Genomic DNA, 12,917 nt, shown 5'->3' with positions numbered 1-12,917 from the left:
CGCCGCGACGCCCGAATACGCCCGGTATGAGGGCATCGCGGCGGCGCCGTCTCCGGGTCTCTCGCCCGCGCCTGCCACCGGACGAACTTCCGGGACACGACCTAGGCCCGTGTCAGCCGCCCGCCGAGTACCGTCCCGGCGCGAACACGCCGTCCGGGTCCAGGGCCCGCCCGATCCTCGCCTGCAACACCGTCGCCGCCCCGGGCCGGTCGACGTCGCGCCGGTGGGGCAGAAAACCCTGTGCCGCAAACGCTTGGTGCAACCGGTCGAGCGTCTCCCGCGCCGCGACGACGGCCGCGGGATCGTCCGCCGGGAAGCCGATGCCGATGACGTGGTCGACCGCTTCGCCGTCGTGGACGTTCACGGTGATGACGGGCGTCGACGCGCAGCAGTCGCGGATCAGCTTCTCGGTGAGCGCGATCGCCTCCCCGGAGAACGGGACGAGCGGCAGGAACATCAGCAACCCGAGCTCGGCGTCGACCCGCTCGGCCGGACATCCCATCGTCCTGCGCAGGAACCACGTGTCGGCCGGATCGGGATCACCCGCGTACGTCGCGCGGACCACCTCGTCCGCGGCGGAGGCCGGTGCCGCGACGAGCGGTGAGTTCCTCGCGGCACCGAGGAGGACCGAGCCGAGCGCCTCCACGACCTCGCCCGCACCGCTGAGGCAGACGTGCGCGAGGTAGCCGTCCAGCTGCGCCGCGACCGGGTTGTAGATCTTCGTGGTCTGCGGGATCAGCCGCTGGTCCGTCCACGACCGCAGCGCGTCCACCGCGTCGGCGAGGTCGTCGGGCGCGAAGGTGAACGGCACCATCCGCACCTCCTCCGGCCTGGGCAGCAGGCGGACCACCGCGGCGGTGACGACCGCGAACGACGACTGCGTGAACAGGTGGGTGAGCGTCGGCCCGGCGCCGTGCGGGCGCGGGACGGCCGACACCCCCGGCCACCAGCCGACCTGCTCGCGCCGGCCGTCGGCGAGCACGACCTCCAGCCCGACCAGGTCCTCGGCGCGGGCGCGGTGCACGCCGGCGCCGCGCTCCAGCGCGTTGCCGATGATGCTGGTGCGCAACGAGGACGTGGTGAGGTTGAAGATCCTCGGCGTGCCCCGCAACAACTCCGCGAGCGCGCCCTGGCTCACCCCCGGTTCCACCACGGCGTAGCCGCGGTCGACGTCGAGCGCGCGCACGCGGTCCAGGCCCGACAGGTCGAGGACCGTGGCGCCGTCGCCGACGGGCAGGCCCGAGCCCAGGCCCCAGTTGTAGCCCGTGCTGATCGGGTGCAGTGGCCGCCGGCCCGAGCGGATGATCTCGACGACCTCGTCCGCCGTCGACGGACGGAGGACCTCGGTGATCGTGCGCGGGAGGAAGGCGGCTGGTTGCTCGATGGACACGTCGCGCACGATAGGTGGGCTTCGCCCCGTGAAGCCGCTGTGCGGGAGAGGACTACTCGAACCGGTGACAACGGGCGACGGAAGTCGGTAGCCGCGCCGGGGTGGCGGGGCGAGGATCGGCAGGATGACGAGAATCCTGATCTCGCTGCTGGTCCTCCTCCTCACCCCGGCCGTCGCGCACGCCTCGCCCGCGTGCGCCTCCGTGATCACCGGCAACGGCCCGTCCCTGCACCCGGAAGGCGTGGCGTACGACCCGCTGCGCCACCGGTTCCTCGTCGGGTCCGTCACGCACGGCACGGTGTCGCGGGTCGATCCCTCCGGCCAGGCCCGCACCCTGGTCGACGACCCGTGGCTGATCACGACGATGGGCCTCGCGGTGGACGCCCGGCGCGGCCGCGTCCTCGTCACCAACGCCGACCTCGGCCTGGCCGACCGCAGCAGGCCGGAGACCACCAGGGCGTTCGCCGGGCTCGGCGTCTACGACCTGCGCACCGGCCGGGTCCTGCACCGCGTCACCCTCGCCGCGGGCGCCGGTCACTTCGCCAACGACGTCGCCCTGGGACCCGACGGCACGGCGTACGTCACCGACTCGATCGCGGGCACGATCTACCGCGTGACGCCGGACGGCGAGGCGTCGACGTTCGTCCAGCACCCCGATCTCGCGCAGCCACCGGCCGGGGGCTGGGGCCTCAACGGCATCGCGCACGTCGGCGACAAGCTCGTCGCCGCGCTCTCCGGCGCCCACAAGCTCGTCGTCATCCCTCTCGGCGACCCGCGCGACGTCACCACGATCAGCGCCCCGATCGGCGCACCCGACGGCCTGCTCGCGCTGGGCCGCGACCGGGTGGTGCTCGTCGACAACACCGCCAACCGCGTCGTCGAGGTCCGCACGCGGGACCGCTGGCGGACGGCCGAGGTCGTCCGCGAGACCGCGTGGCCGGACAAAGCCCCCACCACGCTCACGAACACCCCGTGCGGCGTGTACGCGGTAGCGGGCAGGCTCGACGTGCTGCTCACGGGCGGCCGCAGCGACGAGTTCGTACTCCGAAAGGCCTAGGCCGCGTTCCGCTGCCTAGGGTGAACAGCGTGGAACTGCTGCACCTGCGCTACTTCGTCGCGGTCGCCGAGGAACTGAACTTCTCGGCGGCCGCGCGGAAGCTGCACATGGCCGCCTCCCCGCTGAGCCAGCGCGTCAAGGACCTCGAACACGAACTGGGCCGTCCGCTGTTCGACCGCAGCACCCACCACGTGGCGCTGACCGACGCCGGCGCCGCCCTGCTGCCGATCGCACGTGACGTGCTCGACCGGGTCGGGTCCATCCGCTGGCGCCTCGACCAGGCCACCAGCCCCGCGCGGTCGACGGTGTTCGTCGGCGTGCCCGCGGGCATCCACCCGGCGCTGCGGGAACGGCTGTCCCTGCTGGCGGAGCGGGTCGCGGGGAGGTTCGAGGTCAAGCGCTGGCCGGGGACGAGCACGGACCTCGTCGCGGCGGTGAAGGACGGCAAGCTCGCGCTCACGCTGGCGCGGCTGCCCGTGCAGGAGGCCTCACTCGACACGCTGCACGTCATGTCGGAACGCCTCGGCGCCGTGGTGCCCGCGGACCGTTTCGAAGGCCGGAAATCGGTCAAACTGGCCGATCTCACCGATCTCGCGTACGCGAAGTCGCCCGAGGAAATCATGCCCGCGTATTTCGAGCAGCTCGACCGGCAATTGCACGAGCTGGGCATCAAAAAGCGCATCCAGCTGAGCAACACCGGCTACCAGGGCACCTCCGAGATCGTCTCGGGCGGCCTCGGGTTCTCCGTCTCGATGCTCGACGAGGACAGCTCCATGCGCGGCTACCAGCTGGACAACATGGCGGTCCTGCCGTTCGAGGACTTCCGCGCGCAGCTCGACACCGGACTGCTGTGGCGCCGCGACCGGGCGAGCGGCGGCGACATCGAGGAGGTCGTCGCGGTCGCGAAAGAGGTGTTCGCGGAGCCGATGGTCAAATGAACAATGGTGTGACCGCTGTGGTCATACCATTGTTCGCGACATGATCGTTCCCTTTCTCGCGGTTCGTCACTAACTTCGGTGGTGCAAGGACGAACAGGTGCGAAAGGACGAACGATGAAGGACATCACCGCCGGTCCGCTGGACGGCGTGCGGGTGATCGACCTCTCGACCGTGGTGATGGGCCCGTACGCGGCCCAGATCCTCGGAGACCTCGGCGCCGACGTGATCAAGATCGAGTCGCCTGTGGACACCGTCCGCAACGGCCGCTACCGCACCACGCCGGGCATGACGCCGTTGAGCCTCAACGTCAACCGGAACAAGCGCAGCGTCGCGCTGAACCTGAAGGACGAGGACGACCGCGAGACCGCCCTCAGGCTGATCGACACCGCCGACGTGCTGATCACCAACATGCGACCGGGCGCGCTGAGCAGGCTCGGCCTGGACTACGCCGACGTCGCCGAACGCAACCCCGGCCTGGTCTACGCCCACGCCCAGGGCTTCCGCGGCGACTCCGACCGCGCCGGCGTCGCCGCCTACGACGAGACGGTCCAGGGCGCGTCCGGACTGGTCGACATCGCGAACCGCGCCCTCGGCCGGCCCGTCTACCTGCCGACGATCATCGGCGACAAGGTGTCGTCGCTGACCATCGCCTACAGCGTGCTCGCCGCGCTCGTGCACCGGAACAACACCGGGCAGGGCCAGCGCGTCGAGATCCCCATGGCCGACACGATGATCGCGTTCAACCTGGTCGAACACCTCGCGGGCCACGCGTTCGTGCCGGAGGAGGGGCCGACCGGCTTCAACCTCTCGATGGCCAAGGGTCACCACGCCGTGCACACCAGCGACGGCCTCGGCTGCGTCGTGCCCTACACCCCGCGGAACTTCCGCGACTTCTTCGCCGCCGCGGGCCGTCCCGACCTGGTCGAGGACCCGCGCGTCGCCGGTGAGCGGATCGACCCCGGTGACAGCGACGACCTGATGGGACTGGTCGACGAGTGCGCGCCCGCACTGTCCACCGAGGAATGGGGCGAGGTGTGCGCCAAGCACAGCATCCCGTTCGGACCGGTGCTGGAGCTCGACAAGGCGCACGAGGACCCGTACGTCCGCGAAGGCCACCTGCTCGACGTCGTGCAGCACCCGAGCGAGGGCGCGATCCGCTCGATCGGCATCCCCGTCCGGTTCTCCGCCACGCCCGCCACCGTCCGCCGTCTCGCCCCGCTGCCGGGGCAGGACACCGCCGAAGTGTTCGCCGAACTGGAAGAGGGAGTGCCGGCATGAGCGAGGTTCGCACCGAACGAGTGGGCTCGGCGCTGCTGATCACGATCGATCGGCCGGAGGCCCGCAACGCCGTCAACGCGGCCGTCGCGACGCAACTCGCCGCCGCGCTGGACGAACTGGAGGCCACGCCGGAACTGCGCGTGGGCGTGCTCACCGGAGCCGGTGGCTCGTTCAGCGCGGGCATGGACCTCAAGGCCGCGCTGAAGGGCGAGTCGCCGGTGGTCGGCGATCGCGGCCTCGGCGGCCTCACCGAGGCCGAGCTGACCAAGCCGTTGATCGCGGCGGTCGAGGGGTTCGCGATGGGCGGCGGGTTCGAGCTGGCACTGGCCTGCGACCTGATCGTCGCCGCCGAGGACGCGAGGTTCGGCCTGCCCGAGGTGAAGCGCGGCCTGATCGCCGCGGCCGGGGGCGTCGTGCGCCTGCCACAGCGGATCCCGCACCACATCGGGATGGAGATCCTGCTGACCGGCGAGCCGGTCGACGGCCGCCGCGCGGGCGAGCTCGGCATCGCGAACCGGGTCGTGCCGAACGGCGAGGCCGCCGCGATCGCACTCCAGCTGGCGGAACAGATCGCCCTGAACGCGCCGCTGGCGCTCGCCGCCGTCAAGAAGGTCGTGCGGTCCGCCGATCCCTGGGCCGCGCAACGCGCCGAGAGCGCGAAGCTGATGACCACGGCCGACGTCCGCGAGGGCATGACCGCGTTCGCCGAGCGCCGCTCTCCTCAGTGGACGGGACGCTGACATGCTGGGCATCACACCTCTGACCGCTCCGGCGTTTCCCGCCGTGCAGCCGCGTTTCTTCGACCGCGAGTACCTCAACATCGTCTACCGGACCGATCCGGAGGCGGTGCGGTCCGTCGTCCCGCGACCGCTGACGATCGACGAGCCGCTCGTCCGGTTCGAGGTCATGAAGATGAACGACGTCACCGGCTACGGCCCCTACACCGAGGCCGGCCAGGCGATCCAGGTCGTCTTCGACGGCGAGCGCGGCGAGTACCTGCACGCGATGTACCTCGACAGCTTCGCCGCCACCGCGTCCGGACGCGAGGTCAGCGCCTACCCGAAGGTCATGGGCGCACCGAACCTCTACGCCGACAACGGCGCGCTGGTCGGCACGCTCGACTACGGCACGCTGCGGGTGGCCACCGCGACCATGGGCTACAAGCACCACGAACTGGACCACCGCGCGGCTGAGGCGGAGATCACGGTTCCAACCTTCATGCTGAAGACCATCCCTGACTATGACGGAACGCCGCGGGTGCAGGAGCTCGTGCGCACGGAGATCACCGACGTCGTGGTCAAGGCCGCGTACACCGGCCCGGCGCGCCTGCAGCTGTTCCAGCACGTCCTCGCGCCGCTCGCCGATCTCCCCGTGCTGGAGGTCGTCTCCGCCAGCCACGTCATCACCGACCTGACGCTCGCTCCCGCCAAGCCGGTTCACGACTACTTGGAGGAAGCATGAGCACAGTCGCAGTCGTCGGGGCAGGTGTCATCGGACTCTCGTGGGCCCGCCTGTTCCGCGAGCACGGGATGACCGTGCGGATCACCGACCCCCGCCCGGACCTCGCCGAGGTCGTCCCCGACGACGTCCTGATCGCCCCGACCGTCGCGGAAGCCGTGCGGGACGCGGACTTCGTGCAGGAGAACGGCCCGGAGGACCTGGAGCTCAAGAAGACCCTGTTCGCCGAGCTGGTCAGGGAGGCGCCCGAGCACGCGCTGCTGCTCAGCTCGTCGTCCGCGATCCCCTCGACCGCGTTCACCGAGGGCATCGACGGCTCGCGCGTCCTCATCGGACACCCGTTCAACCCGCCGCACGTGATCCCGCTGGTCGAGGTGGTGCCGGGGGAGCAGACGAGTGAGGAGTCCGTGACCAGGGCGGTGGAGTTCTACCGCTCGCTCGGCCGCACGCCGGTCGTCGAACGCAAGGAGATCCCCGGCTTCGTCGGCAACCGGCTGCAGGCCGCGCTGTCCCGTGAAGCCGCCTACCTGGTCGAACAGGGCGTCGTGACGCCCGCAGACCTCGACGCCGTCGTCACGAACTCGCTCGGCCTGCGCTGGGCGGCCGTCGGCCCGTTCCTCGGCGCCCACCTCGGTGGTGGGCCCGGCGGCTACCGCCACCTCGCCGAACACATCGGCAAGTCCATGCGGGGGCTGTCCCTCGGCACCCCGTCGCAAGATCCCGAACGGCTGATCCGGGCCGTCGAAGACGCTTACGGCTCCTCCACGTACTCGGCGCTCGCCGAGACGCGCGACCGCAAGCAGCTCGCCGTTCTGACGGCATTGGAGGAGAACTGATGAACCGCCTGGAAGACCAGCTGACCGCCGACTTCTACAACTACGAGGCGCTGCTGCCCGACGACGAGCGCAAGATCCTGCTGAGCGCCCGCGAGTTCATGACCACCGAGATCAAGCCCCTCGTGAACGAGTACTGGGCCAGGGGCGAGTTCCCGCACGAGCTGATCGGCAAGTTCCGCGGCGCCGGCCTCACCGCGCTGTCGTACGAGGGCTACGGCGAGCACCCCGCCGCCGTCAGCAACCTGCTCACCGGCATGCTGGCGATGGAGATGACCCGCACCGACGCGTCGGTCGCCACGTTCTTCGGCGTCCACAACGGACTCGCGATGTACTCGATCTACGCGGGTGGCGACCAGGAGCAGCGCGACCGCTGGCTGCCCGCCATGGCCGCGATGGACAAGATCGGGGCGTTCGCGATGACCGAACCGCTCGGCGGCTCCGACGTGGCGGGCGGCATGCGCACCACCGCCGAGCGCGACGGCGACACCTGGGTGCTCAACGGCGCCAAGAAGTGGATCGGCAACGCCACCTTCGCCGACTACGTCGTCGTGTGGGCCCGCGACCTCGCCGACAACCAGGTCAAGGGCTTCGTCGTGGAGAAGGGCACGCCCGGCTTCGTCGCCGAGAAGATCGAGGGCAAGATCGCGTTCCGGATCGTCGAGAACGCCGAGATCACCCTCACCGGCGTCCGCGTGCCGGAGGCGAACCGGTTGCAGCGCATCGACTCGTTCCGCGACGTCGCGGAGATCCTGCGCGCCACCAGGGGCGGTGTCGCCTGGCAGGCGCTCGGCGTCATGATCGGCGCGTACGAGGCCGCCCTCGCCTACTCGAAGGAGCGCGAGCAGTTCGGCCGCCCGATCGCCCGTTTCCAGATGGTGCAGGACAAGCTGGTGCAGTCGCTCGGCAACATCACCGCGTCGTGGGGCATGCTCGTGCAGCTCGCGAAGCTGCAGGACGCGGGCATCTTCCAGGACGAGCACTCGTCGCTCGCGAAGGCGTTCGTCACCTCCCGCATGCGCGAGGTCGTCGCCTGGGCGCGGGAGATCTTCGGCGGCAACGGCATCGTGCTCGACCACGACGTGGCCCGCTTCTTCGCCGACGCCGAGGCGATCTACTCGTTCGAGGGCACGCGCGAGATGAACACGCTGATCGTCGGCAAGGCGATCACCGGGCAGAGCGCCTTCGTCTGAGTTCTCAGGCCTCGGGGATCTCGACGACCACGTGCGTCGACTTGATCGAGGCCACGGCGACGCTGCCGACCTCCAGGCCGAGCTCGTCCGCGGACTCACGGCTCATCAGAGACGTGATGCGGAAGGGCCCGGCCTGCATGTCGACCTGGGCCATCACGCCGTCCTTGACGACGCGCGTGACGATGCCCTTCATGCGGTTGCGCGCCGAGGCCGCCACGGTCGCGCCGGGCTCGGCCACGTCGGTCATCTTCTGCGCGAACGCGGCCAGCTCGGTGCCGCTGACACCCTTGCGCCCGTTGTCCAGCACGACGGACGCGAGGCGGCCCTGGTCGATCCACCGGCGCAGGGTGTCGTCGCTGACACCGAGCAGCGCGGCGGCCTCGCTGATCCGCAAGTTCGGCACGGGCGGAAGTGTATATCCGCGTTCGCGGGGTCAGGAGTGGCCGGCGATGCGGTGCGGCTGGTAGCCCGACTCCAGTCGCGCCACCTCGTCGTCGCTCAGCTCGAAGTCCAGCGCCGCCACCGCGTCGTCGAGCTGCGCGGGCTTGGTGATGCCGACGATCGGTGCCGTGACGACGGGATTGCGCCGCAGCCAGGCCAGCGCGACCTGCGCCCGCGACACCCCGCGCGCGGTGGCGACGGCGGCGACCTGGTCGACGATCGCGCGGTCCGACTCCAGGTACAGGCTCGCCCCGAACTCGTCGGTCTCGGTGCGCGCGGTCGTCGCGTCCCAGTCGCGGACCAGGCGGCCGCGGGCCAGCGGGCTCCACGGGATCACGGCGATGCCCTGGTCGGCGCAGAGCGGCAGCATCTCGCGCTCCTCCTCGCGGTAGAGGAGGTTGTAGTGGTTCTGCATCGACACGAACCGGGTCCAGCCGTTCTGCCGTTGCGTGAACAACGCCTTGGCGAACTGCCACGCGTACATGGACGACGCACCGATGTAGCGCGCCTTCCCGGACTTCACCACGTCGTGCAGCGCCTCCAGCGTCTCTTCGAGAGGGACGGTGCTGTCGAAGCGGTGGATCTGGTACAGGTCCACGTAGTCCGTGCCGAGCCTGCGCAACGAGTTGTCGATCTCGGCGAAGATCGACTTCCGGGACAGGCCGAAGCCGTTGGGGCCTTCGTGCATCCGGTGGTGCACCTTGGTGGCCAGCACGATCTCCTCGCGCCGCGCGTAGTCGCGCAGCGCGGCGCCGGTGATCTCCTCCGAGGAACCGGCCGAGTACATGTTCGCGGTGTCGAAGAAGTTGATGCCGGCGTCGAGCGCGGCCTTGATGAACGGCCGGGACTGCTCCTCCGGCAACGACCACGGGTGGCCGCCCCGGTTCGGGTCTCCGTAGCTCATCATGCCGAGACAGATCTCGGACACGTCCATGCCGGCGAGCTTGGTGTAGCGCATGGTCAGCCCCTCAGGAAAACGATGATCACGGTCGGGTGACGGTGACGACAACCCGTTCAACATCAACGTAGTCCGCGTCGCTGGATCGTGCCTCTGTTCGACACGTCAGTGGCTACCGGCCCTGATGGTCCTGCCAGCGGGTTTAGCGTCGTTTTCCCGGGGTCTGAGAGGAAAGCGCCATGACGAGCATCGACCTGGTCGCCGCGCCACCGCGGCACGTGCTGGAGCGCACCCGGTGCGCGGTCGGGACGTTGCTGCCGGCGGCGCTGGCGGAGCTGCCGGACGAGACGCGCGAGGTGGTCGAGTTCGGCCTCGCGCGGCAGGACTTCTCGACGGCCGCGCTCGTGCTGCTCTCCGCCGAGGCGTTCGGTGACGTCGATGCGACCGGGGCCGCTCTCGCGCTGGAGTTCGCGCACCTGCACGAACAACTGCACGCGGACCTCATGATCCGCGGGGGCGCGTGGGAGGTGTTCGGTGCGGACAGGGTCGTCTCGGCGGCCGACGCTCTTCTCTCCCTCGCCGTCGCACGGCTCGGCAAGCACGGGGTCGTGGTCCTCAACGTCGCGTTGATGTCCGTTGTGGACGGTTATGTCCAGGAGATCGGCATGGACGAGGAGGACGACACCGACATGGCCCAGCACCTCGGTGTCGCCGCGGCGAAGCACAGCTCGCTGCCGGCCGCGGCGTGCGAGCTCGGCGCGCTGGCCGCCGGTGCGAGCGCGAGCCAGGCCGGCCACCTCAGGCAGTTCGGGGACGACGTGGGCCTGGCGCGCAAGCACGTCGACGACGTCCTGACCCTGCGCGACGACCTCACCCGCGGCCGCCGCACGCTCCCGGTCGTGGCGGCGGCCAAGGCCGGGATGACCGTCGACGGCGGGCGGAAGTGGTGCGAACAGCAGGCGGAACTGCTGCTCGCCCGCGCCCTGAACCACCTGCGGCGGTGTGGTCCGAGGGCGCGGGCCGCGGAGGAGCTGTCGTCGCTCGCCAGGGAGGTCACGACCGCCCGGTGCGCCCCGGCGCCGGCCGTGCCCGCTCAGCCGGCGGGGCGCAGCACCACCTTGCCCGGTGCGTGACCGGTCGCGACGAGTTCCTGCGCCTGGGCCGCGTCGGCCAGCGGCAGGCTCTGCGCGACGCGCACGACGAGCTTGCCGTCCACCGCGAGATGGGCGTACTCGGCCAGCCTGCTGCCGAACGGGGCACCGCCGCCGGAGAACGTGACGCCGAGCTCGGCGGCCTGCGGGTCGGCGATGGTGATGATCCGGTCGGTGCCGCCGCGCAGCTCGATCGACAACGGCAGGTCGCCGTGCCCCGCGGCGTCGTACACGGCGTCGACGCCCTGCGGCGCGGCGGCGCGGATCCGGTCGGCGAGCCCCTCGCCGTGAGCGACCGGGGTGGCGCCGAGCGACCGCACGTAGTCGTGGTTGGCGGGGGAGGCGGTGCCGATGACCGTGGCGCCGCGGGCCACCGCGAGCTGGACGCCGACGGCGCCGACCACGCCCGAGGCCCCGTGGATCAGGAGCGTCTCGCCCTTGCCGACCTTCAGCTCGTCGAGCACGCGGACCGACGTCTCGACGGCCACGGGCAGCGCGGCGGCCGTGTCCCAGTCGAGGTCGGCGGGCTTGAGGGCGAACTCGGAGGCCAGCGCGAACTCGGCGTAGGCGCCGGTGACGGTCCAGCCCAGGACCGAGTCGCCCACCGCGACGCCGGTGACGCCCTCGCCGACCTCGTCGACGATGCCGGCCGCTTCCAGACCGGGGATCACCGGGAACGGGGGCGTCATCTGCGGTGGCATCCACCCTTTGCGGATCTTGTCGTCCAGCGGGTTGACCGCGGCGGCGACGACCTTCAGCCGCACCTGTCCCGGTCCGGCGTGCGGCTTCTCGACCTCGGTCAGGCTCAGCACTTCCGGGCCGCCGAACGTGGTGTAGGTGATCGCCTTCATCTCTGACTCCCACTGCTGGTTCGTTTGGTTGACATGTCAACACTAGCGAGGGTCGTGTTCTTCCGCCCCATTACTTCGGCTAGTCCCACCTAGTCGAAAGGCCAGCGGAGCGTCAGTCTCAGCGGGCTACGCTCGTCGCCATGGACCTGCTGGCCGCCGCCGACGTGATCCGGGCACCGCTGAGCGAGACGCTGTCGCGGCTGTCGGCGGCGATCGGCGGCGCCATTCCGCACCAGGCCGTGGCCGAGTTGTCCAACTGCTCGTTCGCGCCGTTCAAGCTCCGCGGCGAGGCGCCGGTGACGATCACCGACATCGCCGCGTTGCGTCCCCTGCTGCCGGCCAGGGGAGCCTGGCAGGGGCGGGCGGTCATGGCTGGGGCCGAAGTACCGGTCGTCGTGCTGGTGAGCGACGTGTCCGAACCGAACGCGTTGCTCGTGCTGCTGCGCACCGACGACACCCCGGTGGCCGCGGAGGTGCTGGCGCCCGCCGTCGCGCTGTGGGACGTGGTGACCGCGCACATGGAGGGCCTGCGCAACGAGGCGGTGCCCGCGACGCTCGCCGTGTCCCGCGCGGCCGCGGCGGCCCGTGCCGTCGCCATCTCCGATCTCGGCGACGCGTACGGCGCCTCGCTGACCGCGCTGCTCGGTGTGCTGCGCGACCACGGCGTGGACGACGCGACCGCCCGCTCGCGGGCCGCCGACCTGGCCGTCACCGCGCTGGTCGAACTGCGGTCGCGGGCCGACCTGGACCGGGCGCAGACCGAGGAACGGGCGGGAGAGGCCTTCGAACGGCTCGCCGAGTCGCTGCGCCGCGTGCTGCGCGGCCGCGACGTGCGCCTGGACCTCGGCACGCCCGGCGCGGAGGAGGGCGCGGACCGGATCGTGCCGACCGAGATCTCCGCGACGGCCGCCGCGGTGGTCAGGGCGTCCGTGCACGCGATGCTGGACGACCAGGGCGGGGTCGGCCGCGTCCACATCGGCTGGAAGATCGTCGGCGCGGTGCTGCGGGCGACCGTGCGGGACGACGGTCCCGGCACCCTGTCCTGCGGCAGCCTCGACCGGCGCCGGGTGCCGGAACGCCTCGGACCGCTCGGCGGGAAGGTCGAGGTCGACGCGGTGCCGGGCTGGGGTGCGACCGTGACGATCGAGGTGCCGCTCGGGCCGCCGGAGAGCCCGCGCGAGGACCCGCTGACCGTGCTGGGCGCGCGGGAGCTCGAGGTGCTGGGCCGCCTCGCCCGCGGGCGGCGCAACCGCGACATCGCCGGTGAGCTGCACATCAGCGAGTCGACGGTGAAGTTCCACGTGGCCAAGATCCTGGAGAAGCTCGGAGTCGGCTCGCGCGGGGAGGCCGCCGCCCTCGCGCACGAGTGGGGCGCCGCGCGCTAGCCGATCCCTCCCGAACCGGAATTCCAATGTGCATGGCAATTGTT

Annotated in this window: 13 protein-coding genes; 9 read left to right on the top strand and 4 right to left on the bottom strand. The window is 71.0% G+C overall.

Features of this window, described 5'->3' with window-relative positions:
* Positions 1-112 precede the first annotated feature (112 nt).
* Positions 113-1,390 (bottom strand): FAD-binding oxidoreductase, encoded by a 1,278-nt coding sequence (locus ORI60_RS13920; protein WP_266037638.1) that lies wholly within the window; start codon positions 1,388-1,390, stop codon positions 113-115.
* 124 nt (positions 1,391-1,514) lie between these two features.
* Here ORI60_RS13920 and ORI60_RS13915 point away from each other — a divergent pair, with 124 nt between their 5' ends.
* The 7 genes from ORI60_RS13915 to ORI60_RS13885 all read left to right on the top strand — a co-directional run bounded on the left by ORI60_RS13915 (position 1,515) and on the right by ORI60_RS13885 (position 8,147).
* Complete coding sequence (locus ORI60_RS13915; RefSeq protein ID WP_266037637.1) at positions 1,515-2,447, top strand: hypothetical protein; 933 nt, start codon at positions 1,515-1,517, stop codon at positions 2,445-2,447.
* A gap of 29 nt (positions 2,448-2,476) precedes the next feature.
* Positions 2,477-3,385 (top strand): LysR family transcriptional regulator, encoded by a 909-nt coding sequence (locus ORI60_RS13910; protein WP_266037636.1) that lies wholly within the window; start codon positions 2,477-2,479, stop codon positions 3,383-3,385.
* Between the two features lie 114 nt (positions 3,386-3,499).
* Positions 3,500-4,663, top strand: coding sequence for a CaiB/BaiF CoA transferase family protein (locus tag ORI60_RS13905; protein WP_266037635.1), 1,164 nt, complete (start codon positions 3,500-3,502; stop codon positions 4,661-4,663).
* Positions 4,660-5,403, top strand: a complete 744-nt coding sequence (locus tag ORI60_RS13900) for a crotonase/enoyl-CoA hydratase family protein (RefSeq protein WP_266037634.1) — start codon at positions 4,660-4,662, stop codon at positions 5,401-5,403. Before ORI60_RS13905 ends, ORI60_RS13900 begins: the two co-directional genes overlap by 4 nt.
* A gap of 1 nt (position 5,404) precedes the next feature.
* The gene (locus ORI60_RS13895; RefSeq protein ID WP_266037633.1) at positions 5,405-6,124 is read left to right on the top strand and encodes an acetoacetate decarboxylase; all 720 of its coding nucleotides are present in this window, start codon (positions 5,405-5,407) and stop codon (positions 6,122-6,124) included.
* Entirely contained in the window at positions 6,121-6,957 is an 837-nt protein-coding gene (locus ORI60_RS13890) for a 3-hydroxyacyl-CoA dehydrogenase NAD-binding domain-containing protein (protein WP_266037632.1), read from the top strand. Before ORI60_RS13895 ends, ORI60_RS13890 begins: the two co-directional genes overlap by 4 nt.
* Entirely contained in the window at positions 6,957-8,147 is a 1,191-nt protein-coding gene (locus ORI60_RS13885) for an acyl-CoA dehydrogenase family protein (RefSeq protein ID WP_266037631.1), read from the top strand. The genes ORI60_RS13890 and ORI60_RS13885 overlap by 1 nt, the downstream gene beginning before the upstream one ends.
* A gap of 4 nt (positions 8,148-8,151) precedes the next feature.
* On the opposite strand, the gene ORI60_RS13880 is transcribed toward ORI60_RS13885, so the two are convergent.
* Positions 8,152-8,550, bottom strand: coding sequence for a TOBE domain-containing protein (locus ORI60_RS13880; protein ID WP_090010749.1), 399 nt, complete (start codon positions 8,548-8,550; stop codon positions 8,152-8,154).
* A 30-nt stretch (positions 8,551-8,580) separates the two neighbouring features.
* Positions 8,581-9,546 carry an aldo/keto reductase gene (locus ORI60_RS13875; RefSeq protein WP_266037630.1) on the bottom strand — a complete coding sequence of 322 codons (966 nt, stop codon included), beginning with the start codon at positions 9,544-9,546 and terminating at the stop codon, positions 8,581-8,583.
* A gap of 179 nt (positions 9,547-9,725) precedes the next feature.
* Here ORI60_RS13875 and ORI60_RS13870 point away from each other — a divergent pair, with 179 nt between their 5' ends.
* A complete protein-coding gene (locus ORI60_RS13870) occupies positions 9,726-10,619 on the top strand; it encodes a polyprenyl synthetase family protein (protein ID WP_266037629.1) in 894 nt (297 codons plus the stop codon).
* Here the strand turns inward: ORI60_RS13870 and ORI60_RS13865 are convergent.
* A complete protein-coding gene (locus ORI60_RS13865) occupies positions 10,580-11,488 on the bottom strand; it encodes an NADP-dependent oxidoreductase (RefSeq protein WP_266037628.1) in 909 nt (302 codons plus the stop codon). The genes ORI60_RS13870 and ORI60_RS13865 overlap by 40 nt on opposite strands.
* Positions 11,489-11,628: 140 nt before the next feature.
* Here ORI60_RS13865 and ORI60_RS44605 point away from each other — a divergent pair, with 140 nt between their 5' ends.
* Complete coding sequence (locus ORI60_RS44605) at positions 11,629-12,873, top strand: helix-turn-helix transcriptional regulator (RefSeq protein ID WP_323055910.1); 1,245 nt, start codon at positions 11,629-11,631, stop codon at positions 12,871-12,873.
* Positions 12,874-12,917 lie beyond the last annotated feature (44 nt).

This window comes from Lentzea sp. NEAU-D7 (genome assembly GCF_026242055.1).
In the GTDB taxonomy this organism is placed as follows: Bacteria; Actinomycetota; Actinomycetes; order Mycobacteriales; family Pseudonocardiaceae; genus Lentzea.
This window is presented reverse-complemented; position numbering and strand designations above follow the sequence as displayed.

Bases quoted from the DNA above. Each gene is read 5' to 3' on its own strand.
- ORI60_RS13915 (WP_266037637.1), top strand. From the start codon at position 1,515: ATGACGAGAATCCTGATCTCGCTGCTGGTCCTCCTCCTCACCCCGGCC.
- ORI60_RS13865 (WP_266037628.1), bottom strand. From the start codon at position 11,488: ATGAAGGCGATCACCTACACCACGTTCGGCGGCCCGGAAGTGCTGAGC.
- ORI60_RS13905 (WP_266037635.1), top strand. From the start codon at position 3,500: ATGAAGGACATCACCGCCGGTCCGCTGGACGGCGTGCGGGTGATCGAC.
- ORI60_RS13885 (WP_266037631.1), top strand. From the start codon at position 6,957: ATGAACCGCCTGGAAGACCAGCTGACCGCCGACTTCTACAACTACGAG.
- ORI60_RS13870 (WP_266037629.1), top strand. From the start codon at position 9,726: ATGACGAGCATCGACCTGGTCGCCGCGCCACCGCGGCACGTGCTGGAG.
- ORI60_RS13890 (WP_266037632.1), top strand. From the start codon at position 6,121: ATGAGCACAGTCGCAGTCGTCGGGGCAGGTGTCATCGGACTCTCGTGG.
- ORI60_RS44605 (WP_323055910.1), top strand. From the start codon at position 11,629: ATGGACCTGCTGGCCGCCGCCGACGTGATCCGGGCACCGCTGAGCGAG.
- ORI60_RS13900 (WP_266037634.1), top strand. From the start codon at position 4,660: ATGAGCGAGGTTCGCACCGAACGAGTGGGCTCGGCGCTGCTGATCACG.
- ORI60_RS13875 (WP_266037630.1), bottom strand. From the start codon at position 9,546: ATGCGCTACACCAAGCTCGCCGGCATGGACGTGTCCGAGATCTGTCTC.
- ORI60_RS13895 (WP_266037633.1), top strand. From the start codon at position 5,405: ATGCTGGGCATCACACCTCTGACCGCTCCGGCGTTTCCCGCCGTGCAG.